Source organism: Streptomyces sp. DH24, assembly GCF_029813775.1.
Lineage (GTDB): Bacteria > Actinomycetota > Actinomycetes > Streptomycetales > Streptomycetaceae > Streptomyces.
This window is the reverse complement of sequence record NZ_JARVKW010000013.1, coordinates 112380-134037: the sequence shown is the minus strand read 5'-3', so window position 1 is coordinate 134037 and position 21658 is coordinate 112380. Positions and strand designations below refer to the sequence as shown.

At 72.6% G+C, this 21658-nt stretch carries 22 protein-coding genes; 16 read left to right on the top strand and 6 right to left on the bottom strand.

Annotated features, from left to right (window positions below; all coding sequences use genetic code 11):
* Window positions 1–91: 91 nt before the first annotated feature.
* Genes QC282_RS13500 through QC282_RS13490 form a run of 3 tightly spaced genes read left to right on the top strand, consistent with a single transcriptional unit; the run spans window position 92 to window position 2570 of the window.
* Window positions 92–679, top strand: a complete 588-nt coding sequence (locus QC282_RS13500) for a DUF5998 family protein (protein ID WP_279549550.1) — start codon at window positions 92–94, stop codon at window positions 677–679.
* Window positions 679–1872: an alkaline phosphatase family protein gene (locus tag QC282_RS13495; RefSeq protein WP_279549549.1), complete on the top strand. Its 1194-nt coding sequence runs from the start codon at window positions 679–681 to the stop codon at window positions 1870–1872. The genes QC282_RS13500 and QC282_RS13495 overlap by 1 nt, the downstream gene beginning before the upstream one ends.
* Window positions 1873–1919: 47 nt before the next feature.
* Window positions 1920–2570, top strand: a complete 651-nt coding sequence (locus QC282_RS13490; RefSeq protein ID WP_279549548.1) for a thymidine kinase — start codon at window positions 1920–1922, stop codon at window positions 2568–2570.
* 30 nt (window positions 2571–2600) lie between these two features.
* Here the strand turns inward: QC282_RS13490 and QC282_RS13485 are convergent, their stop codons facing one another.
* On the bottom strand, window positions 2601–3404 hold the full coding sequence (locus QC282_RS13485) for a VOC family protein (protein ID WP_279549547.1): 804 nt from the start codon (window positions 3402–3404) through the stop codon (window positions 2601–2603).
* A gap of 274 nt (window positions 3405–3678) precedes the next feature.
* Between QC282_RS13485 and QC282_RS13480 the strand changes: the two genes are divergently transcribed.
* Window positions 3679–4530 (top strand): sulfurtransferase, encoded by an 852-nt coding sequence (locus QC282_RS13480; RefSeq protein ID WP_279549546.1) that lies wholly within the window; start codon window positions 3679–3681, stop codon window positions 4528–4530.
* A gap of 86 nt (window positions 4531–4616) precedes the next feature.
* On the opposite strand, the gene sepH is transcribed toward QC282_RS13480, so the two are convergent.
* The 3 genes from sepH to QC282_RS13465 form a co-directional block, all read right to left on the bottom strand.
* Window positions 4617–5654 (bottom strand): septation protein SepH, encoded by a 1038-nt coding sequence (gene sepH / locus QC282_RS13475; RefSeq protein ID WP_279549545.1) that lies wholly within the window; start codon window positions 5652–5654, stop codon window positions 4617–4619.
* A 426-nt stretch (window positions 5655–6080) separates the two neighbouring features.
* A complete protein-coding gene (locus tag QC282_RS13470; protein ID WP_279549544.1) occupies window positions 6081–7400 on the bottom strand; it encodes a D-arabinono-1,4-lactone oxidase in 1320 nt (439 codons plus the stop codon).
* Window positions 7360–8598, bottom strand: a complete 1239-nt coding sequence (locus QC282_RS13465) for an MFS transporter (RefSeq protein ID WP_279549543.1) — start codon at window positions 8596–8598, stop codon at window positions 7360–7362. Before QC282_RS13465 ends, QC282_RS13470 begins: the two co-directional genes overlap by 41 nt.
* A 156-nt stretch (window positions 8599–8754) precedes the next feature.
* Between QC282_RS13465 and QC282_RS13460 the strand changes: the two genes are divergently transcribed.
* Window positions 8755–9882: a ferrochelatase gene (locus tag QC282_RS13460; RefSeq protein ID WP_279549542.1), complete on the top strand. Its 1128-nt coding sequence runs from the start codon at window positions 8755–8757 to the stop codon at window positions 9880–9882.
* A gap of 43 nt (window positions 9883–9925) precedes the next feature.
* Window positions 9926–10741, top strand: coding sequence for an inositol monophosphatase family protein (locus QC282_RS13455; RefSeq protein WP_279549541.1), 816 nt, complete (start codon window positions 9926–9928; stop codon window positions 10739–10741).
* A gap of 65 nt (window positions 10742–10806) precedes the next feature.
* Here QC282_RS13455 and QC282_RS13450 read toward each other — a convergent pair whose 3' ends face one another.
* On the bottom strand, window positions 10807–10980 hold the full coding sequence (locus QC282_RS13450; RefSeq protein ID WP_199785258.1) for a hypothetical protein: 174 nt from the start codon (window positions 10978–10980) through the stop codon (window positions 10807–10809).
* Window positions 10981–11401: 421 nt separating this feature from the next.
* Between QC282_RS13450 and QC282_RS13445 the strand changes: the two genes are divergently transcribed.
* The 4 genes from QC282_RS13445 to QC282_RS13430 all read left to right on the top strand — a co-directional run bounded on the left by QC282_RS13445 (window position 11402) and on the right by QC282_RS13430 (window position 14915).
* On the top strand, window positions 11402–12055 hold the full coding sequence (locus QC282_RS13445) for a response regulator transcription factor (RefSeq protein ID WP_279549540.1): 654 nt from the start codon (window positions 11402–11404) through the stop codon (window positions 12053–12055).
* A gap of 6 nt (window positions 12056–12061) precedes the next feature.
* A complete protein-coding gene (locus tag QC282_RS13440) occupies window positions 12062–13294 on the top strand; it encodes a HAMP domain-containing sensor histidine kinase (RefSeq protein ID WP_279549539.1) in 1233 nt (410 codons plus the stop codon).
* A gap of 393 nt (window positions 13295–13687) precedes the next feature.
* Window positions 13688–13984 (top strand): DUF4193 domain-containing protein, encoded by a 297-nt coding sequence (locus tag QC282_RS13435; protein WP_003993510.1) that lies wholly within the window; start codon window positions 13688–13690, stop codon window positions 13982–13984.
* Window positions 13985–13997: 13 nt separating this feature from the next.
* A complete protein-coding gene (locus tag QC282_RS13430) occupies window positions 13998–14915 on the top strand; it encodes a hypothetical protein (RefSeq protein WP_279549538.1) in 918 nt (305 codons plus the stop codon).
* 63 nt (window positions 14916–14978) lie between these two features.
* Here the strand turns inward: QC282_RS13430 and QC282_RS13425 are convergent, their stop codons facing one another.
* Window positions 14979–15452 (bottom strand): DUF3093 domain-containing protein, encoded by a 474-nt coding sequence (locus tag QC282_RS13425; RefSeq protein ID WP_279549537.1) that lies wholly within the window; start codon window positions 15450–15452, stop codon window positions 14979–14981.
* Window positions 15453–15510: 58 nt separating this feature from the next.
* Here QC282_RS13425 and QC282_RS13420 point away from each other — a divergent pair, with 58 nt between their 5' ends.
* From QC282_RS13420 to QC282_RS13395, 6 genes are all read left to right on the top strand, one after another.
* Entirely contained in the window at window positions 15511–16095 is a 585-nt protein-coding gene (locus tag QC282_RS13420) for a PaaI family thioesterase (protein WP_279549536.1), read from the top strand.
* Window positions 16092–16643: a dUTP diphosphatase gene (dut, locus tag QC282_RS13415; RefSeq protein WP_279549535.1), complete on the top strand. Its 552-nt coding sequence runs from the start codon at window positions 16092–16094 to the stop codon at window positions 16641–16643. The genes QC282_RS13420 and dut overlap by 4 nt, the downstream gene beginning before the upstream one ends.
* A 1-nt stretch (window position 16644) precedes the next feature.
* Window positions 16645–17409, top strand: coding sequence for a DUF3710 domain-containing protein (locus QC282_RS13410; RefSeq protein ID WP_279549534.1), 765 nt, complete (start codon window positions 16645–16647; stop codon window positions 17407–17409).
* A 134-nt stretch (window positions 17410–17543) separates the two neighbouring features.
* Complete coding sequence (locus tag QC282_RS13405) at window positions 17544–18236, top strand: ABC transporter ATP-binding protein (protein ID WP_279549533.1); 693 nt, start codon at window positions 17544–17546, stop codon at window positions 18234–18236.
* Between the two features lie 166 nt (window positions 18237–18402).
* Window positions 18403–20955, top strand: coding sequence for a sensor histidine kinase KdpD (locus tag QC282_RS13400; protein ID WP_279549532.1), 2553 nt, complete (start codon window positions 18403–18405; stop codon window positions 20953–20955).
* Window positions 20952–21632 (top strand): response regulator, encoded by a 681-nt coding sequence (locus QC282_RS13395; protein ID WP_279549531.1) that lies wholly within the window; start codon window positions 20952–20954, stop codon window positions 21630–21632. Before QC282_RS13400 ends, QC282_RS13395 begins: the two co-directional genes overlap by 4 nt.
* Window positions 21633–21658: the final 26 nt, after the last annotated feature.

Genomic DNA, 21658 nt, shown 5'->3' with positions numbered 1-21658 from the left:
CGCCGGAACCCTGTCGGGAACCACCGCCGGGCCCCATTCGGACCGTCCCCGGCGGTGCCTCGCAGTCAGCGGTCCCCCGTAGGATGGGCGCATGGCCAAGACCAGTACGACGACCCAGGGGCTGCGTGCGGCGATCGAGCGCAGCGGCTACTACCCGGCCCTCGTGGCCGAGGCGGTGGAGGCCGCCGTGGGCGGCGAGCCCGTCCGGTCGTACCTGGTCCACCAGGAGACGACGTTCGACCAGAACGAGGTGCGGCGGCACGTGACGGTGCTCGTCCTCACCGGCAACCGCTTCATCGTCAGCCACACCGACGAGCAGGCCGCCGACAGCACCTCCCCGACGCCGTACGCCACGACGTCGACCGAGTCCGTGAAGCTCAGCCGGATCTCGTCGATCGTCGTCAGCCGCGTCGTCGCCAACCCCGAGTCGTACACGCCGGGCACCCTGCCCCGCGAGATCGTGCTGACCATCGGCTGGGGCGCCGTCTCCCGCATCGACCTGGAGCCCGCCGCGTGCGGCGACCCCAACTGCGAGGCGGACCACGGTTACACGGGCAACTCGACGGCGGACGACCTGAGCCTGCGCGTCAGCGAGGCCGGGGACGGCCCGGAGACGGTGCGCCAGGCGCTGGTCTTCGCGCAGGCCCTCTCCGAGGCGACCGCGGACCCGACGCACTGATGGCGCAGCCCGCCGCCTGGGACCACGACCCGGAACCGCTCGCCCTGGACACCGCGCCCCTGCCCGCGTACGGCACGGGTTCGCTCGCCGACCTGCTGCCCACGCTCGCCGCCGGCATGGGCGTCCCCGGCACGACCGCCGCGATCCCCGAGCTGACCCCCGCCGACCGGAACTGCGTGTTCCTGATCGACGGCCTCGGCTGGGAGCAGCTGAGGGCGCACCCGGACGAGGCCCCCTTCATGGCCTCCCTGCTCGCCACCTCGCGCGGCGGCACCGGACGCCCGATCACCGCCGGCTACCCGGCGACCACCGCCACCTCCCTCGCCTCCGTGGGCACCGGCCTGCCGCCCGGCGCCCACGGCCTGCCCGGCTACACGGTGCGCAACCCGGACACCGGCGAGCTGATGAACCAGCTGCGCTGGCAGCCGTGGACCCCGCCGGCCCCCTGGCAGCCGTACCCCACGGTCTTCCAGCTGGCCCACGACGCGGGCGTGCACGCCGCCCAGGTGACCTCCCCGACCTTCGAGAACACCCCGCTGACCAAGATCGCCCTCAGCGGAGGAGCGTTCCACGGGCGGCTGTCCGGCGAGGACCGCATGGACGTCGCGGCCGAGCAGCTGGCCGCCGCCGACCGCTCCCTGGTCTACACGTACTACGCCGAGGTCGACGGCGCCGGGCACCGCTTCGGCGTCGACTCCGACACCTGGCGCGGCCAGCTCATGTACGTCGACCGCCTGGTGCAGCGCCTCGCCGAGCAGCTCCCGCCGCGCAGCGCGCTCTACGTCACCGCCGACCACGGCATGATCGACGTGCCGTTCGACGAGGACCACCGCATCGACTTCGACCACGACTGGGAGCTGCGCGCCGGCGTCGCCCTGCTCGGCGGGGAGGGCCGCGCCCGGCACGTCTACGCGGTGCCCGGCGCCCAGAACGACGTGCTGACCTGCTGGCGCGAGGTGCTCGGCGAGCAGTTCTGGGTGGCCTCGCGGGACGAGGCGATCGAGGCGGGCTGGTTCGGCCCGCGCATCGACGAGCGGGTCTACGACCGCATCGGCGACGTCGTGGCCGCCGCCCGGGACGACGTGCTGCTCATCGCCTCCGAGCGGGAGCCGAAGGAGTCCTCGATGGTGGGCAACCACGGCTCGATGACCCCCGCCGAGCAGCTGGTCCCGCTGCTCGAAGTACGCTCCTGACCCACCCCGAACCACCTCCCGTTCCGCCGAAAGGTGCTCAACCCCCCATGCCCGAGCTGGTCTTCTTCTCCGGAACCATGGACTGCGGGAAGTCGACGCTGGCTCTGCAGATCGAGCACAACCGCTCGGCGCGCGGCCTGGCAGGCATGATCTTCACCCGGGACGACCGGGCCGGCGAGGGCAAGCTGTCCTCACGCCTCGGCCTGGTCACCGACGCGGTGGAGGTCGAGGACGGCACGGACCTGTACGCCTACCTCGTCGATCACCTCTCGCACGGCGGGCGCGCGGACTACGTCATCGCCGACGAGGCGCAGTTCCTCGCGCCGGAACAGATCGACCAGCTCGCGCGCGTGGTGGACGACCTGGAAATCGACGTCTTCGCCTTCGGCATCACGACCGACTTCCGCAGCAAGCTGTTCCCCGGCTCCCAGCGGCTGGTCGAGCTCGCCGACCGCGTCGAGGTGCTCCAGGTGGAGGCGCTGTGCTGGTGCGGCGCCCGCGCCACGCACAACGCCCGCACCATCGGCGGCGTCATGGTGGTCGAGGGCGCCCAGGTGGTCGTCGGCGACGTCAACCAGTCCGCGGACGAGGTCGGCTACGAGGTGCTGTGCCGCCGGCACCACCGGCGCCGCATGACGGCGGCGACGGCACGGGCGGCGGCGCTGTCCCCGGACGTGCTACCGGTGTCGTCGGCCTGACCGGCCCGGCGACCGCGGCGGGCAGGGGAGTCAGCGCGCGCCGCACAGCAGCGAGAACCGCGCCCCCTCCGGATCCGCCACCGTGGCCACCCGCCCCCGCGGGCCGTCCCCGGCCGGCACCAGGACCTGACCGCCCAGCTCCTTCACCCGCGTCAGCGCCTGGTCGAGATCGTCGACCTCGAAGTACGTGATCCAGTGCGGGCCGCGGTCCCGTAGCAGGCCGTCGCCCAGGCCGTGGATGCCGGCGACCGGACGGCCGTCGAGGTGCAGCGTCACGTGGTCGAGGCCGGCGCAGGCCTCGGCCTCCTCCTGGTAGCCGAACACCGACTTGTAGAACTTGGCGGTGCTCGCCGAGTCGAAGGTCAGCAGCTCGTTCCAGGTGGGCGTGCCCGGCACGCCGGTGACCGCCGTGCCGAGGTACGCCGCGGCCTGCCAGATGCCGAAGACCGCGCCCGACGGGTCGGAGCCGATCGCCAGGCGCCCGGCGTCGGCGGCGTCCAGCGGGCCCACGCCGATCGTGCCGCCGCACAGCCGTACCGTTTCGGCGGTCGCGTCCACGTCGTCCGAGGCGAGGTACGGAGTCCAGGCGACGGGCAGATGGCGGTCCGCGGGCAGCCGGCCGATGCCGGCCACCTCGCGTCCGTCGAGCAGGGCCCGTACGTACGGGCCGAGTTGCTGCGGGCCGGGCCGGAACTCCCAGCCGAACAGCGCCCCGTAGAAGACCTGGGTCGCGGCCACGTCGTGCACCATCAGACTCACCCAGCAGGGCGTGCCGGGCGCGTACCGGGTCTGATCCGCGCCGTGCAGGCCGGCCGACCCCCGTGCGTCGGTCATCGTCACTCTCTTCTCGGCCCCTCGTGGTGGGCCGTGTTCGCGTCGCCGCTCCCGTGCCGATGTCGCACCACCCGCTGCGCCGCGCGCGGCCGGCGCGCCCCCTGTCCGGGATTGCCAGGCTCGCGGGCCGACGTCCGCATCCGAGCGCGTCGGCGGTGTTGATCGGCTGTACAGCATGTGCTCGATCCCGTACGCCACGTGACCGAGACGGTCCGGCCGAGCAGACTAGCCGGACATGGGCGACTCGGCCACCCTGTGCGCAAGGATGGTGACCATGAACGCCATCATCTCCGCATCCGAACTCGCGAGCGAACTCGCGGGCGATAACCCGCCAGTCCTGCTGGACGTCCGCTGGCAGCTGAGCGTCGCCAGGGCGGCCGGCGAACCGCCCTTCGACGGGCGTGCCGAGTACGCGGCCGGTCACCTTCCCGGCGCCGTCTTCGTCGATCTGGACAGGGAGTTGGCGGGTGCGCCCGGCACGGGCGGTAGGCATCCGCTGCCCGATCTCGCGGTGTTCGGCGCCGCGATGCGCCGGGCGGGCGTGTCGGCGAACCGGCCGGTCATCGTGTACGACGGCGGGCAGGGCTGGGCGGCGGCACGCGCGTGGTGGCTGCTGCGCTGGACGGGTCACCCGAACGTGCGAGTGCTCGACGGCGGGTTGCCGGCCTGGCAGGGTCCCCTGGAGACCGCGGTGCCGACGCCGGCCGAGGGCGACTTCCGGCCGGTGCCGGGCGGGGCGGGGCTGCTCGACGCCGACGGCGCCGCGACGTTGGCGCGATCCGGCGTGCTGTTCGACGCGCGCGCGGGGGAGCGGTACCGGGGCGAGGTGGAGCCGATCGACCCGGTCGGCGGGCACATTCCGGGCGCCGTGTCCGCGCCGACCTCCGAGAACGTGGCGGCGGACGGGCGGTTCCTGCCCGCGGCGGAACTGCGGGCGCGCTTCACGGCGCTCGGCGCGTCCGACGGGACGGACGTGGGCGTGTACTGCGGCTCGGGCGTCTCCGCGGCCCACGAGGTGCTGGCCCTGGCCGTGGCGGGGATTCCGGCCGCGCTGTACGTCGGCTCGTGGTCGCAGTGGTCGTCGGACCCGCAGCGGCCGGTCGCCGTGGGGCCCGATCCCCAGTAGCCCCGCACGCGCCGGGCCGACCGGCGGCCGTGCACGAGTGAGGGCCCGCACCATCCGGCGCGGACCCTCACCTCGGAGAACGGCGACTACTCCTGCTTCTTGCGCCGCGTCCCGAACACGATCTCGTCCCAGCTCGGCACGGCCGCGCGGCGACCCGGGCGGACACCGTCCGCCTCGGCCTGACGGTCGGTGGAACCGATCAGCCGGTCGCGGTGACTGCCGACGGAACGCGGCATGAGCACATCGGCGTAGGCCGAACCCGCCGACGCGGCGGGCGCGGGTGGCTCCTCGGCCTCGGGCTCCGGCTGCTCGTCCGCCTCGGCCTCCGCGGGACGCTCCGGGACCACCAGGTCGCCCCGGAAGCTGGGCACGGCCTCCAACAGGCTGGTCAGCGAGTCCCGTTCGGCCGTGGCCGTGGTCTCCTCGGCCGGCTCGGACGGCTGCGCCGGCAGGCTCGGCCGCTCCCGGTCCAGGGAACGGTCCAGCGGACGGTCGCGCGGCAGCCGGGCGATGCGCGGCACGAAGGGGAAGCTGGGCTCCGAGGCGGCGAGGTCGTCGGACTCGCCGATCAGCGAGCGGGCCTCCTCGTCGACGGCCTGCACGAGTCGCCGCGGCGGGTCGTACGTCCAGCTCGCCGAGTGCGGTTCGCCGGCGACCCGGTAGACCAGCAGGACCTCCCAGGTGCCGTCGTCGCGGCGCCAGGAGTCCCACTGGACGGTGTCCTTCTCGGCGCCGCGCAGCAGCAGCCGCTCCTGGACGGCCTCGCCCAGCGGTGGACCGGAGTTCTCGCCGGGCCGGCGGACGGGGGTCTTGCGGGCCCGCTCCGCCATGAAGGCGCGCTCGGCGAGGACGGGGCCCTCGAAGCGGCGCACGCGGTCCACGGGGATGCCGGCCATCTGCGCGACCTCTTCCGCGGTCGCGCCGGCTCGTATACGCGCCTGGATGTCGCGGGGGCGGAGATGGCTCTCCACCTCGATCTCGATCTGGCCGAGGCGGGGACGGTCGCCGCGCACGGCGGCGCGGAGCCGTTCGTCGATCGGAAGCGTGTACTCCGTGCTGTCCGCAGCCTTCAGCACCAGCCGTGTGCCGTCATTCGAGACGGCCACGACACGCAGTTCGGGCATGGGGACCTCCCGGGTGGTGCCTGCCGACGTCACGTGCGTCGCTGCTTCCGCTAGTCGAGTGTGGCCTGCCCGGGTGCAGCCTGCCACAACCTTGCCGAGTTGCCCGGCGTGTCGGGCGCGGGCCCTGGATCGCCGTTATGGCACGGTTACCTATTCGCAACGCTAAGTGACCAACTGCGTCACCCTGTGCAACTAGCCCCCTCCCGGCGGTCCATGAGGCCCCGTGCACCCTACGGGAGACCGGACCCAGGGCTCGCAACAGTACTCCATTTGGGCCACGTGCGTGGATTGGCACGCCGCCCAACTTCTGGCAAGGGGTGCGACTTGGCCGCCCGTTGCCCGGATTCCTCGATCTTGAACGTGGTGTACTTCACGCGGTCACCCGAAACGGAGAGAACCGTTTCGAGGTGTTGACGACACCGCCGGTCACGCCCCGAGAACCCTGCGCAAGTAGTCGTTCTGGAACCGCCGTTCCGGGTCGAGACGGTCCCGCAGTTCCGTGAACTCGCCGAAGCGGGGGTACAGCCGTGCGAAGTACTCGGCGTCCCGGGTGTGCACCTTGCCCCAGTGCGGCCGCCCCTCGTGCGCGGTGAAGATGCGTTCCGCGGCGGTGAAGTACGCCCGGTAGGGCGTCCCCTTGAACATGTGGACGGCGACGTAGGCGCTGTCGCGGTCCGAGGCCGTGGACAGCGTGATGTCGTCGGCCGGGGCGGTGCGCACCTCGACGGGGAAGCTGACGCGCAGGTCCGAGCGGTCGATCGCGGTCCTCAGCTCGCGCAGCACCTCGGTCACCGCCGTGCGCGGGACGGCGTACTCCATCTCCACGAAGCGCACCCGGCGCGGAGTCGTGAAGACCTTGTAGGGAATGTCGGTGTACGTCCGGGCCGACCACGCGTGGCCGGCGGCCTTCGCGATCGCGGGAACCGTGGCCGGAACCGCGCGGCCCACGAGATTGGCCACCTGCCAGACGCCGTTGGAGAGGAACTCGTCCTCGATCCAGGCACCGACCCGGCCGACCGGCTGCTCGGGGCCCGCGCTGCGGTTGTTGCGCTTGGTGTGGCAGCGCTCGGTGTGCGGGAACCAGTAGAACTCGAAGTGCTCGTTCTCGGTCCACAGTTCGTCGAAGTCGGCCAGCACCTTCCCGAAGGGCATCGGCTCCTCGCGGGCGGTGAGCAGGAACAGGGGCTCCACGCGGAACGTGAGGGCGCTGACGACGCCCAGCGCGCCGAGGCCGATGCGGGCCGCCGCGAAGATCTCCGCGTTCTCCCCGGCGGAGCAGGTCAGCACCGAGCCGTCGGCCGTGACCAGTTCGAGTGCCGTGATCTGGGCGGCGATCGATGCGGAGTCGCGGCCGGTGCCGTGCGTGCCGGTGCTGGTGGCGCCGGAGACCGTCTGCTCCATGATGTCGCCCATGTTGGCCAGCGACAGACCCTCGCGCGCCAGGGCCACGTTGAGCCGCTTGAGCGGGGTGCCGGCCTCCACCGTGACCGTCATGTTCTCGCGATCAATGTTGCGTATGCCCGTCAACAGATCAGGGCGTATCAACAGGCCGTCGGTGGCGGCTATGGAGGTGAAGGAGTGCCCGGCCCCGACGGCCTTCACGCGCAGCCCGTCCTCGGCGGCCCGCCGTACGGCGTCGGCGAGTTCGTCGACCGAGGCCGGGGCGGCCTCCCGCGCGGGGCGGGCCGAGACGTTGCCGCCCCAGTTACGCCATGTGCCGTTCTTCGCGCTCGCTGTGCTGCCCAACGGAGCCTCCCCGACCCGGAGCCGGCCGCTTGAGCCGGCGGTACCCCAGGAACCCGACCGCGACCGCGACGGCCCCGGCCACCGCCGGAACCCCGTACCCGGCACGCGCCCCGGCGGCGTCGATCACCCAGCCGGCCGCGGAGGACCCGACCGCGACCCCGACCGCGAGCCCGGTGCTCACCCAGGTCATGCCCTCGGTGAGCTGCGTGCGTGGTACGTGCTCTTCGATGAGGGACATCGTCGTGATCATCGTGGGAGCGATGGACAGACCCGCAACGAACAGCGCCACGGCCAGAAACGGCAGGTTCCCGACCAGTAGGAGGGGGATCATACTGACGGCCATCGCGCACACGCCCAGCAGCCAGCGGCGCTCGGGCGCCCCCGCGAAGCGCAGCAGCCCGAACACCGCCCCCGCCACGCAGGAGCCCGCCGCGTACAGCGCCAGGACGACGCTCGCCGCGCCCTTGTGGCCCTGCTCCTCGGCGAAGGCCACCGTGACCACGTCGACCGCCCCGAAGATCGCCCCGGTCGCCACGAACGTGCCGACCAGCACCCGCAGTCCGGCGGAGCGCATCGCCGTGCCGCCGTCCTTGCTCTCGCGCGGGTGCGGCTCCGGCTCGGTGGCGCGCTGCGCGGTCAGCCAGAACACGCCGACCGCCAGGAAGCAGGCGGCGAGCAGCGGCCCGGCCTCGGGAAACCACGCCGTGGACAGGCCGATGGAGATGATCGGGCCGAAGATGAAGCAGATCTCGTCCACCACGGACTCGAAGGAGTACGCGGTGTGCAGCTGCGGAGTGCCGCGGTACAGGGCGGCCCAGCGGGCCCGGATCATCGCGCCGACGCTCGGCACACAGCCCACGCCCACACAGCACACGTACAGCACCCAGTCCGGCCAGCGGTAGTGCGCGGCCAGCAGCAGTGCCGCGGCGGCGACGAGCGCGATGAGGGTCGCCGGGCGCAGCACCCGCCGCTGCCCGTGCCGGTCCACCAGCCGCGACACCTGCGGGCCCGCCACCGCCGCCGACAGGGCGATGGTGGCCGACAGCGCGCCGGCCAGGCCGTACCGGCCGGTGAGCTGGGAGACCATCGTGACCACGCCGATGCCCATCATCGACAGCGGCATCCGGCCGAGGAAACCGGCGGCGGAGAAACCCTTGGAGCCGGGGGCGGCGAACAGGGCGCGGTAAGGGCTGGGCAACGGTGTCTCCGATGGGCCTCAGTAAGGTGCGAGCGCAGTTGATACAGCTTACTGGTTAGGTAACCCTAACGCACCACGGATTTCCTGGGGGCCGCGCGGCGCGCACGTGCACCCCGCCGTTTCCCGGCCGTCGGTGCAGGGTGGCAGGATCGAGACATGCCAGACGTGCTCGATGCCACCCCCTACGACGCCCTGCTCCTGCTCTCGTTCGGCGGCCCCGAAGGGCCCGACGACGTGGTCCCGTTCCTGGAGAACGTGACACGCGGGCGCGGCATCCCGAAGGAACGCCTGAAGGAAGTCGGGCAGCACTACTTCCTCTTCGGCGGGGTCAGCCCGATCAACGACCAGAACCGCGCCCTGCTGGACGCCCTCCGCAAGGACTTCGCGGACCACGGCCTGGACCTGCCGGTCTACTGGGGCAACCGCAACTGGGCGCCCTATCTGACGGACACCCTGCGCGACATGGTCCGCGACGGCCGCCGCCGCGTCCTGGTCCTCGCCACCAGCGCCTACGCGTCCTACTCGGGCTGCCGCCAGTACCGCGAGAACCTCGCCGACGCGCTCGCCGCCCTGGAGGGCGAGGGGCTGGAGCCGCCGAGGATCGACAAACTGCGGCACTACTTCAACCACCCGGGCTTCGTCGAGCCCATGACCGACGGCGTGCTGCGCTCCCTGGCCGACCTGCCCGACGACGTCCGGGACGGCGCGCACATCGCGTTCACGACCCACTCGATCCCGACCGCGGCGGCGGACACCTCCGGCCCCGTCGGGGACCACGGCGACGGCGGGGCGTACGTCAAGCAGCACCTCGACGTCGCGCGGCTGATCGCCGACGCGGTCCGCGAGCGCACCGGCGTCGACCACCCCTGGCAGCTCGTCTACCAGTCCCGCTCCGGCGCGCCCCACATCCCGTGGCTGGAGCCCGACATCTGCGACCACCTGGAGGAGCGGCACGCGGCCGGCGTCCCGGCCGTCGTCATGGCCCCCATCGGTTTCGTCTCCGACCACATGGAGGTCCTCTACGACCTCGACACGGAGGCCACGGCGAAGGCGGAGGAGATCGGCCTGCCGGTGCGCCGCTCGGCGACCGTCGGAGCCGACCCCCGGTTCGCCGCCGCGATCCGGGACCTCGTCCTGGAGCGGGCCGCCGCCGAGCAGGGCCAGGACGTCACGCCCTGCGCCCTCGGCGCACTCGGCGCGAGCCACAACGTCTGCCCGGTCGGCTGCTGCCCGGCCCGCGCCCCCCGGCCCGCCGCAGCGGGCGCCGACAGCCCTCACGCCTGACGCCCGCCCCGCCCCCCGACGACCGGTACGCCTGAGGAGCCCCGTGACCGACCCCCTGCACTCGGAACTGCTGGAGATCGCCCTGGAGGCCGCCCGCCGCGCGGGCGAGCTGCTGCGCGACGGCCGCCCGGCCGACCTCGCGGTGGCGGCCACCAAGTCGAGCCCGATCGACGTGGTCACCGAGATGGACATCGCGGCGGAGAAGCTGATCACGACCCTGGTCGCCGAGCGCCGCCCGCACGACGGGTTCCTCGGCGAGGAGGGCGCCGCCACGGAGGGCACGAGCGGCGTCCGCTGGGTCGTCGACCCGCTCGACGGCACGGTCAACTACCTGTACGGGCTGCCCACCTGGGCGGTCTCCGTCGCCGCCGAACAGGACGGCGAGACGGTCGTCGGCGTCGTCGCGGCCCCGATGCGCGGCGAGACCTTCCACGCCGTGCGCGGCCGGGGCGCCTGGGCCTCCGGCAGCTGGGTGGGGGAGCGCAGGCTCGGCTGCCGCCCCGCGCCGCCGCTGGACCAGGCCCTGGTCTCGACCGGCTTCAACTACGTCGCCGACGTCCGCGCCCACCAGGCCGAGGTGGCCGCGAAGCTGATCCCGCGGCTGCGCGACATCCGGCGGGGCGGGTCGGCCGCGGTCGACCTGTGCGACCTGGCCGCGGGCCGCCTCGACGGCTACTACGAGCGCGGACTGAACGCCTGGGACTGGGCGGCCGGCGACCTGATCGCCCGGGAGTCGGGCGCGCTCACCGGCGGGCGTCCCGGGGAACGGCCGTCACGCGACCTGACGGTCGCGGGCACGCCGGGCGTCTTCGAACCCCTCCAGCAGCTCCTGGAGGACTACGGCGCCTGGCACGACTGACAGCCGACGCGACGGGGCCCCGGCCATGGATGCGCCGGGGCCCCGTCACTTACGGGCCTGTCGGATCAGACGCTGTAGGCGCCGACCTCCACACCGTGCTCGGCGGCGAGACGGCGCAGGTCGTCGAGCTCGCCCTGCTCCACCTCGACGAGGAAGTCGTCGCCCTCGTCACGAGCCCGCGAGAGATCCGACTCGGTCGCCTTTATGCGCTGCAGAAGTCCTGCGGTGAAAGCGTCCATGCTGCGCCCCCTCGTCCTGGGTCGTGGGTCGGTGGCACGGGGGTGTGCCTGTACGAAGGGGCGATCACGTCTCAAGCGGATGCCCGGTGCCGCTCGACCGGGGGCGGCGACGGTGCCGGACACCCACGCCCGCCCTGCGGAAAGCGGATCTTTCGTATCGCATGGTCGTGCGCTACGAGCAGAGCGTGATCGCGGGGTGTAAACCCGTCCTCCCCTCGGTCCCTCCCGCGGAAACCTCAACAGCACGGGAAAATCTCGCATTCCCACGCCCCGCCCGTCCTCCGCGGACCGTCCGCCCACCCGCCTTACAGCCGACTTATGGCCGAAAAGGGCAGGATGGAGGCAACACACCGACGAAGCCCCTGCCCGCGCATGCCCGGGATTCCCGCGCGCGGGCGGTCGACCAGGAAGGACCAGCCACGTGCGCGTACTCGTCGTCGAGGACGAGCAGCTGCTCGCCGATGCGGTGGCCACCGGACTGCGCCGGGAGGCCATGGCCGTCGACGTCGTGTACGACGGTGCGGCCGCCCTGGAGCGCATCGGCGTCAACGACTACGACGTGGTCGTCCTCGACCGCGACCTCCCGCTCGTGCACGGCGACGACGTCTGCCGCCGGATCGTGGAACTCGGCATGCCCACGCGCGTGCTGATGCTCACCGCGTCGGGCGACGTCAGCGACCGTGTCGAGGGCTTGGAGATCGGCGCCGACGACTACCTGCCCAAGCCCTTCGCCTTCAGCGAGCTCATCGCACGCGTACGTGCCCTCGGCCGGCGCACCAGCCTGCCCCTGCCGCCGGTCCTGGAGCGCGCCGGCATCAAGCTCGACCCCAACCGCCGCGAGGTCTTCCGCGACGGCAGGGAGATCCAGCTCGCGCCCAAGGAGTTCGCCGTCCTGGAGGTGCTGATGCGCAGCGAGGGCGCCGTCGTCTCCGCCGAGCAGCTCCTGGAGAAGGCCTGGGACGAGAACACCGACCCGTTCACGAACGTCGTGCGGGTGACCGTCATGACCCTGCGCCGCAAGCTGGGCGAGCCGCCCGTCATCGTCACCGTCCCCGGCTCCGGCTACCGGATCTGACGCCCGATGGCCGCCACCCCCGCACCCCCCGCCGCTCCACCCAAGCCCACCTGGGACCCGCGCAAGCCCGTACCGCCCTTCCCGTGGCTGCGCCCGACCATCCGCATACGGCTCACGCTGCTGTACGGCGGCATGTTCCTGATCGCCGGCATCGTGCTGCTGTCGATCATCTACCTGCTGGCCGCCCAGGCGCTCAACGTCGGCAGCGACCTCCCCTTCCGCATCGTCGAGGGCAAGGTCACGAGCGAGATCTGCAACCTGCCCGACCAGGCCTCGCCCAGCTCGTTCAACAGCGCCATGAACGAGTGCGTCAACGAGCAGCGCCGGCACGCCCTGGACAACCTCCTCAGCCGCTCCCTGCTGGCGCTCCTCGGTCTCGCCGTGATCGCCTTCGCGTTCGGCTACGCGATGGCGGGCCGCGTCCTGTCGCCGCTCGGCCGGATCACCCGCACCGCCCGCGCGGTGGCCGGCTCGGACCTGTCCCGCCGTATCGAGCTCGACGGCCCGGACGACGAGCTGAAGGAGCTGGCCGACACCTTCGACGACATGCTGGAGCGGCTTCAGCGGGCCTTCACCGCCCAGCAGCGCTTCGTCGGCAACGCCTCCCACGAGCTGCGCACGCCGCTCGCGATCAACCGCACGCTCCTGGAAGTGCACCTGTCCGACCCGAATGCCCCGGTGGAGCTCCAGCAGCTCGGCAAGACGCTGCTGGCCACCAACGAGCGCAGCGAGCAGCTCGTGGAGGGCCTGCTGCTGCTCGCCCGCAGCGACAACCAGATCGTCGAGCGCAAGCCCGTGGACCTCGCCGAGGTCGCCTCGCAGGCCATCGACCAGGTGCACGCGGAGGCCGACGCCAAGGGCGTGGAGATCCGCGGCAGGCGCGAGCCGGCCGTCGTGCGGGGCAACGGCGTCCTGCTGGAGCGGATCGCCCTGAACCTCGTCCAGAACGCCGTGCGGTACAACGTGCCCGAGGAGGGCTGGGTGGAGGTCTCCACCGAGATCCAGCACGGCCAGGCGGTGCTGGTGGTGTCCAACACGGGCCCGATCGTGCCGGCGTACGAGATCGACAACCTCTTCGAGCCGTTCCGGCGGCTGCGCACCGAGCGCACCGGCAGCGACAAGGGCGTCGGGCTCGGTCTGTCCATCGTCCGGTCGGTGGCGCGGGCCCACGGCGGCCACATCTTCGCCCAGCCCAGGGAAGGAGGAGGGCTCGTGATGCGCGTCACGTTGCCGATCTGAGATCATGGGGCCGACACACGGGATGTTCGCTTTGCGCGGAATTTTCGAAGGCGCCACCCGGGGAACCCATGTGTGATCGATCACAGGAGCGATTTTCCGGCCGTCTACTCTCCGTGATCATGTCGGCCGCCGGAAAGCCGGGAAAATCCTGGTTTTCAGGGGTCTTGATCACGGGAAGTACACGATGAGACGCCTTTGAGGTGCGGCATCCGGACCGTGTACGGTCCCCTTCGCCATCCAAGCCGATCACTCTTGAGGAGTCCGGTTGGGTGTCGATTGAGTAACAGACCTTGATGTGAGGCAAAATCTCCGCCTCGGGTCGGGCACAAGTCCGGCCTCTCACGCGTTACGTGCGCTGGAGACACCGCAGATACCCAGAGGGGGAGAGCGACCATGGCAACCGACTACGACACTCCACGCAAGACCGACGACGACGTCGACTCGGACAGCCTCGAAGAGCTGAAGGCTCGACGGAACGACAAGTCGGCCTCCGCAGTCGACGTCGACGAGTTCGAGGCCGCAGAGGGCCTCGAACTTCCGGGCGCCGACCTCTCGAACGAGGAGCTGGCAGTCCGTGTACTGCCGAAGCAGCAGGACGAGTTCACCTGCATGAGCTGCTTCCTGGTGCACCACCGCAGCCAGCTGGCCCGCGAGAAGAACGGCCAGCCGATCTGCCGCGACTGCGACTGAGGGCGGGTCGGCCGTGACTGGCTCGACCCCTCCTTGGAAGCGCCGCTTCACCAAGAGGGACACCCCGCGGGAAGCGGACCAAGGGCCGGACGGCCCGAACGGCGCGCGTGACGACGAGCGAGGCCCCACCACTTCGGGGGCGGCGGCCTCGCTCGAACCGGCCGACCGGGGTGACCTCCCGGCGTCCCCGGCACACAGCACGCCCGCCGAGGGACGGCGGGCGGCTCTGCGTGACAAGGCCAGGGCAGGCGTCCGCAAGGGCGGCGACCGCGCCCGGGCGGGACTCACGTATCTCACCGACCGGATCATCGACATCGCCCCGCGCGTTCCCGTGCGGGATCTGGCGACGCTCCGCAGGCAGTTCCCCGGCCTCGGCCCCGAGCAGCTCGCCGACAAGCTCGTGGCCAGTGCCGCGAAGGCCAGCGCCACGGTCGGCGCGGGCGTCGGAGCGGCCGCGATGCTGCCCGTGCCGCCCGCGATGCCGACGGAACTGGCCGCCGAGATCACCGGAGTCGCCGCGATCGAGCTGAAACTGATCGCCGAACTCCACGAGGTGTACGGCGTACGCCCGCCCGGCAACCTCAAACAGCGCTCCACCGCATACCTGAACTCCTGGTCGGGAGAGCGCGGTGTCGACGTGACGAAGCCGTCGACCGTGAGCTCCGCGCTGAACGGCCGCATGAAGCAGCAACTGCGTCAGCAGATCATGAAGCGCCTCGTGCGCGACCTGCCGAACCTGCTGCCGTTCATGGTGGGTGCCGCCGTCGGCGCGGTCATGAACCGCAAGGACACCCGGAAACTCGCCGAGCGGATCAGGGCCGACCTGCGCAAGAACCAGGTGCCGTGGGACGCCCTCGGCGGGCTCCCCGTCCTCGGGACCCCGCCGGACGCCCTGGACATGAACAAGGGCCCGAAGGAACTCGGGCCCTGACACCGGCCGGCGACGGACCGGCCACGACGACCGGCACGGCCACGCCGGTCCGGCAGCGGGAGATCAACTCCCGCTCTGCGGCGCCGCCTTCGCCGCCCGCAGCGCCTCCGCCAGCCGCTCCGGCTCCCGCGTCGACAGGTACAGGTACGGCGTCGGGTCCTCGGGGTCGGTGACCTCCACGCGCAGCGCCGTCGGAATGTAGGCCCGCAGCAGCAGGAAGGCCCGGACGTCCGCCTTGTAGGTGCGCCAGGCGCGCGCCTCCTCCGCGTCCAGCACCTCCGCCCCGCCCAGCGCCGAGACCGGGATGCGCGCGTCGCCCGCGATCAGGACGTCGCGCACGACCCGGATGCGTACCGAGCCGTACGAACTGGTGACGACCGCCGCGGCCGCCGTGCCGCCGGCCAGCCCGCCGAGCATCGGCAGCGTGCCGAACGGCAGCAGCACCAGCCCCAGCGAGATCCCCACGAGCACGGAGATCAGCCACCAGGAGCGGGGGGCGGTGAGGCGTTCTTCGTACGGGGTGGCGGAGAGCTGCATGAAACCAAGCTTGGCACGGTGTCGGGCGAGCGCCGACGCGCGGGTAAGGTCTGCGGCTGTGAGTGGTACTTCCGCAGCTCTTGAGCCCCCCGCCGACGCGGCGCGTCCCGTGCGGCACCCCGACGCCCCCGCCCCCGGCGAACTCCTCGGGGCCCACTACGGCCAGTGCTTCGGCTGTGGCGGCGAGCAGCCCCACGGACTGCACCTGCAGGCCCGGGCCGGCGAAGGGGTGTCCGTCACCGCCGAGTTCACCGTGCAGCCCGCCCACCAGGGCGCCCCCGGCCTCGCGCACGGCGGCGTGCTCGCCACCGCCCTGGACGAGACCCTCGGCTCGCTGAACTGGCTGCTGCGCACCATCGCCGTGACCGGCCGCCTGGAGACCGACTTCGTACGGCCCGTGCCGGTGGGCACCACGCTGCACCTGACGGCCGAGGCGACCGCGGTGGCCGGGCGGAAGATCTACTCGACGGCCACCGGCCGGATCGGCGGCCCCGACGGGCCCGTCGCCGTCCGCGCCGACGCCCTGTTCATCGAGGTCAAGGTCGACCACTTCATCGACAACGGCCGCGAGGAAGAGATCAGGGCCGCCATGAGCGACCCCGACCAGATCCGCCGGACCCGCGCCTTCGAGGTGAACCCGTGAGCCCCGCCCGGGTCGAGGTCCTCATCCGCCGCGTCGACCCCGACGTACCGCTCCCCGCGTACGCGCACCCCGGCGACGCCGGAGCCGATCTGCGGACCACCGAGGCGTGCGAGCTCGCGCCCGGCGAGCGGGCCGTGCTGCCGACGGGGGTGTCCGTCGCCCTGCCCGAGGGGTACGCGGCCTTCGTGCACCCGCGATCCGGCCTCGCCGCCCGCTGCGGTGTCGCCCTCGTGAATGCCCCGGGGACGGTTGATGCCGGGTACCGTGGGGAGATCAAGGTGATCGTGGTGAATCTCGACCCGCGCGAGAGCGTGCGGTTCGAGCGCTTCGACCGGATTGCCCAACTGGTCGTCCAGCAGGTCGAGAGGGTCCGCTTCCAGGAGGTCGCGGAACTTCCCGATTCGGCGCGGGCCGAGGGGGGCTTCGGGTCCACCGGAGGCCACGCCTCGGTGGGCGGCGGGAGCGGCACAAACGGTCAGGCCGCCCTGGGCGGCCAGGCGGGCGGGAATCGATACGCTTCGGTCGTATCCGACCGGGAAGGACAGTGACGTGTTCGGACGTCGCAAGAAGAGGGATGCCGCCGAGGGCGCGGCCGGCGAGGCCGAGCAGGTCGTCGACAGCGTCGACACCGAGGCGGACGAAGAGGCCGAGCGCGAGCGCGTGAGGCTCGAACCGGAGCCCCGGCCCGACGGGCCCTGGGACATCTCCGAGGTCCGTGAGCCGGCCGAGGGCCGGGTGGACCTGGGCGGTCTGTTCGTGCCCGGCGTCGACGGCATGGAGCTGCGGGTCGAGGTGGCCGGCGACGCGATCGTCGCGGCGACCGTGGTGCTCCGCGACAGCGCCATCCAGCTGCAGGCCTTCGCCGCCCCCAAGCGCGAGGGCATCTGGGGCGAGGTCCGCGAGGAGATCGCCGGCGGCATCACCCAGCAGGGCGGCATCGTCGACGAGGTCGAGGGGCCGCTGGGCTGGGAGCTGCGCGCCCAGGTACCCGTACAGCTGCCGGACGGCACCGGCGGCTTCCAGGTCGTGCGGTTCGTCGGCGTGGACGGCCCGCGCTGGTTCCTGCGCGGTGTGATCTCGGGCCAGGGCGCGGTGCAGCCGCAGGCCGCCGGGCTGCTGGAGTCGATCTTCCGGGACACGGTCGTGGTCCGCGGCGAGGGCCCGATGGCCCCTCGCGACCCGATCGTCCTCAAGCTGCCCAATGACGCCCAGATGGTTCCCGAGAGCGTCCAGCAGGACGAGCAGGCCGGCTCCCGCTTCTCCGGCGGCATGGGCCAGCTCCAGCGCGGCCCCGAGATCACCGAGGTCCGCTAGCACGCACGAGGCGATCACGACGAGGGCCGTATCCCCGCGGGGGTGCGGCCCTCGCGCCGTGACCGCGCGCCCCGGACCGTTGATCGCCCGGGCGTCCGGCGGCGATACTGGCGCCCGGTTCAGGGGGAGGGCACATGACCCAGGTGGTCACCGAGACCATGGTGCGCGTCACCGACGTGCACAAGTCGTACGGCACCGGCGCCGCCGCCGTGCACGCCCTGCGCGGCGTCTCCTTCGAGGTCCGGCGCGGTGAACTCGTCGCCCTCAAGGGCCGCTCCGGATCGGGCAAGACCACGCTGCTCAACATCGTCGGCGGACTCGACGCACCCGACGCGGGAAGCGTCGAGGTCGACGGGCTCGACCTCGCGGGGCTCGACGAGGACGGACTGCTGGCGCTGCGCCGGGACCGGGTCGGCTTCGTCTTCCAGTCCTTCGGGCTCGTCCCCATCCTCACGGCCGCCGAGAACGTGGGCGTACCCCTGCGGCTGCGGCGCGCGGACCCGCGGGAGCGGGAGGCACGAGTCGACCTGCTGCTGTCCCTCGTCGGGCTCGCCGACCACGCCGCGCAGCGGCCCGGCGAGCTGTCCGGCGGCCAGCAGCAGCGCGTCGCCGTCGCCCGCGCCCTCGCCAACAACCCGGCGCTGCTGATCGCCGACGAGCCGACCGGCCAGCTCGACGCCGAGACCGGGCACGCCGTGATGGAGCTGCTGCGCGCGGTCGTCCGCAGCGAGAACGTCACCGCCGTCGTCGCCACCCACGACGCGACCCTCCTCGACCTGGCCGACCGGGTCCTGGAACTGCGCGACGGGGAGATCCTGGAGCACTGAGGACGCGAACGGCACAGGTCGCGGGCGGCGCGGACCGTGCGGCCCGCGCGCGTCAGGGTCGCGTCAAAGACGCCCTTCACGCCGCATCCCGGCCCTTTTCGCCGGGATCGGCGGCCGTAAGGTCGACTCTGCGCAGGGCGGACGCCGACCGGAAGACGAAGGGGCCATGGGACGCGGCAAGCTACGGATCTACCTCGGCGCGGCACCGGGCGTGGGCAAGACCTACGCGATGCTGGCGGAGGCCCGGCGCCGCGTCGAACGGGGCACCGACTGCGTGGTGGCGTACGCGGAGCACCACGACCGGCCGCGTACCCAGGACCTGCTGCACGGGCTCGAACAGGTGCCGTGCCGCACGCTGGAGTACCGCGGCGCCGCGGCCACGGAGATGGACGTCGACGCCGTGCTGGAGCGCAGGCCGCAGGTCGCGCTGGTGGACGAGCTCGCCCACACCAACGTCCCCGGCTCCCGCAACCCCAAGCGGTGGCAGGACGTCACGGAACTGCTCGCGGCCGGCATCGACGTGGTGTCCACGGTCAACATCCAGCACCTGGAGTCCCTCGGCGACGTCGTGGAGTCGATCACCGGCGTACGGCAGCACGAGACGGTGCCCGACGAGGTGGTGCGGCGCGCGGACCAGATCGAACTGGTCGACATGTCGCCCCAGGCGCTGCGCCGCCGCATGGCGCACGGCAACATCTACCGCCCGGACCGCATCGACGCGGCCCTGTCCAACTACTTCCGGCCCGGCAACCTCACCGCGCTGCGCGAGCTGGCGCTGCTGTGGGTCGCGGACCGCGTGGACGAGTACCTCCGGCAGTACCGCGGCGAACACAACATCCGCTCCACCTGGCCGGCCCGCGAACGCATCGTCGTCGGCCTGACCGGCGGTCCCGAGGGCCGCACCCTGATCCGGCGCGGGGCCCGGCTGGCCGAGAAGGGCGCCGGCGGCGAGGTCATGGCCGTCTACATCGCCCGCAGCGACGGGCTGACCTCCGCGTCACCGAAGGAACTCGCCGTCCAGCGCACCCTCGTGGAGGACCTGGGCGGCACCTTCCACCACGTCGTCGGCGACGACATACCGGCGGCGCTGCTCGACTTCGCCCGCGGGGTGAACGCCACCCAGATCGTGCTCGGCTCCTCGCGCCGCAAGACCTGGCAGTACGTCTTCGGGCCCGGCGTCGGCGCGACCGTCGCCCGCGAGTCCGGCCCCGACCTGGACGTGCACATCGTCACGCACGGCGAGATCGCCAAGGGCCGCGGACTGCCGGGAGCCCGCGGCGCGCGGCTCGGCCGGGCCCGCATCGTGTGGGGCTGGCTGGTCGGGCTGCTCGGCCCGGTCGTCCTCGCGGCGTGGCTCAGCAGCGTCCACCTCGGGCTCGCCAACGACATGCTGCTGTACCTGGCGCTGACCGTGGCGGCCGCGCTGCTCGGCGGTCTGCTGCCCGCGCTGGTGTCGGCGGCCTTCGGCTCCCTGCTGCTGAACTGGTTCTTCACCCCGCCGCTGCACCGCATCGTGATCGCCGACCCGGCGAACGTGGTCGCCATCGTGACCTTCGTGGGCGTCGGCGTGTCGGTGGCCTGGGTCGTGGACCTGGCGGCCCGGCGCACCCACCAGGCGGCCCGGCTGCGCGCCGAGTCGGAGATCCTGTCCTACCTCGCCGGGAACGTGCTGCGCGGCGAGACCGGCCTGGAGGAACTGCTGGAGCGGGTCCGCGAGACCTTCGGCATGGAGTCGGCGGCCCTGCTGGAACGCGCGAGCGACGTGGACCCGTGGACCTGCGCCGGCCGGGTCGGACTCGCGGACGCGGTGGAGCGGCCCGAGGACGCCGACGTGGACGTGCCCGTCGGCGACCACATGGCGCTGGCGCTGACCGGCCGGGTGCTGCCCGCCGAGGACCGCCGGGTGCTGGCCGCGTTCGCCGCGCAGGCGGCCGTCGTCCTGGACCGCCAGCGGCTCCAGAAGGAGGCCGACCAGGCCAAGGAACTGGCCGAGGGCAACCGCATCCGCACCGCGCTGCTCGCCGCCGTCAGCCACGACCTGCGCACCCCGCTGGCCGGCATCAAGGCGTCGGTGAGCTCGCTGCGGTCCGACGACGTCGACTGGTCGCGGGAGGACCGGGCGGAACTGCTCGCCGGCATCGAGGAGGGCGCCGACCGGCTCGACCACCTGGTCGGGAACCTGCTCGACATGTCCCGGCTGCAGACCGGCACGGTCACGCCGCTGATCCGGGAGATCGACCTGGACGAGGTGGTGCCGATGGCGCTGGGCGGGGTGCCCGAGGGCAGCATCGAACTCGACGTGCGGGAGACCCTGCCCATGGTCGCCGTGGACCCGGGGCTGCTGGAGCGGTCGGTGGCCAACCTGGTGGAGAACGCCGTCAAGTACAGTCCGCCCGGCAGCCCCGTGCTGGTCGCCGCCAGCGCCATCGCCGACCGTGTCGAGGTGCGCGTGGTGGACTGCGGGCCCGGCGTGCCCGACGAGGCGAAGGACCGCATCTTCGAGCCCTTCCAGCGCTACGGCGACGCCCCGCGCGGCGCCGGCGTGGGCCTCGGCCTCGCGGTGGCGCGCGGTTTCGCCGAGGCCATCGGCGGCACCCTCAACGCCGAGGACACCCCCGGTGGCGGCCTCACCATGGTCCTCACCCTCCGCGCGGCGGGCCCGCACCCCGAGCCGTCGCCCGCCGCCGGACCCGTACGAACCGAAAGGCGGGCTTCATGACCCGGGTGCTCGTGATCGACGACGAGCCGCAGATCGTGCGCGCCCTCGTGATCAACCTCAAGGCGCGCAAGTACGAGGTCGACGCGGCCCACGACGGCGCCGGCGCGCTCCAGCTCGCCGCCGCCCGCCACCCCGACGTGGTGATCCTCGACCTGGGCCTGCCCGACATGGACGGCGTCGAGGTGATCAGAGGGCTGCGCGGCTGGACCCGGGTGCCGATCCTGGTGCTGTCGGCCCGGCACTCCTCCGACGAGAAGGTGGAGGCGCTGGACGCGGGCGCCGACGACTACGTCACCAAGCCGTTCGGCATGGACGAACTGCTGGCCCGGCTGCGCGCCGCCGTACGCCGCGCCGAGCCCGTCGGCGGCGAGGACGGCGTGCTCGTCGAGACCGAGGGGTTCACCGTCGACCTGGCCGCGAAGAAGGTGCACCGGGACGGCAGGGACGTGCGGCTGACGCCCACGGAGTGGCACCTGCTGGAGGTGCTGGTGCGCAACACCGGCCGCCTGGTCGGCCAGAAGCAACTGCTCCAGGAGGTGTGGGGGCCGTCGTACGGGACGGAGACGAACTACCTGCGCGTCTACATGGCGCAGCTGCGCCGCAAGCTGGAGGCGGACCCGTCGCATCCGCGGCATTTCATCACCGAGCCGGGCATGGGCTACCGGTTCGAGAAGTGAACCGCGTCTCGCCGGCGTCAGGGCGT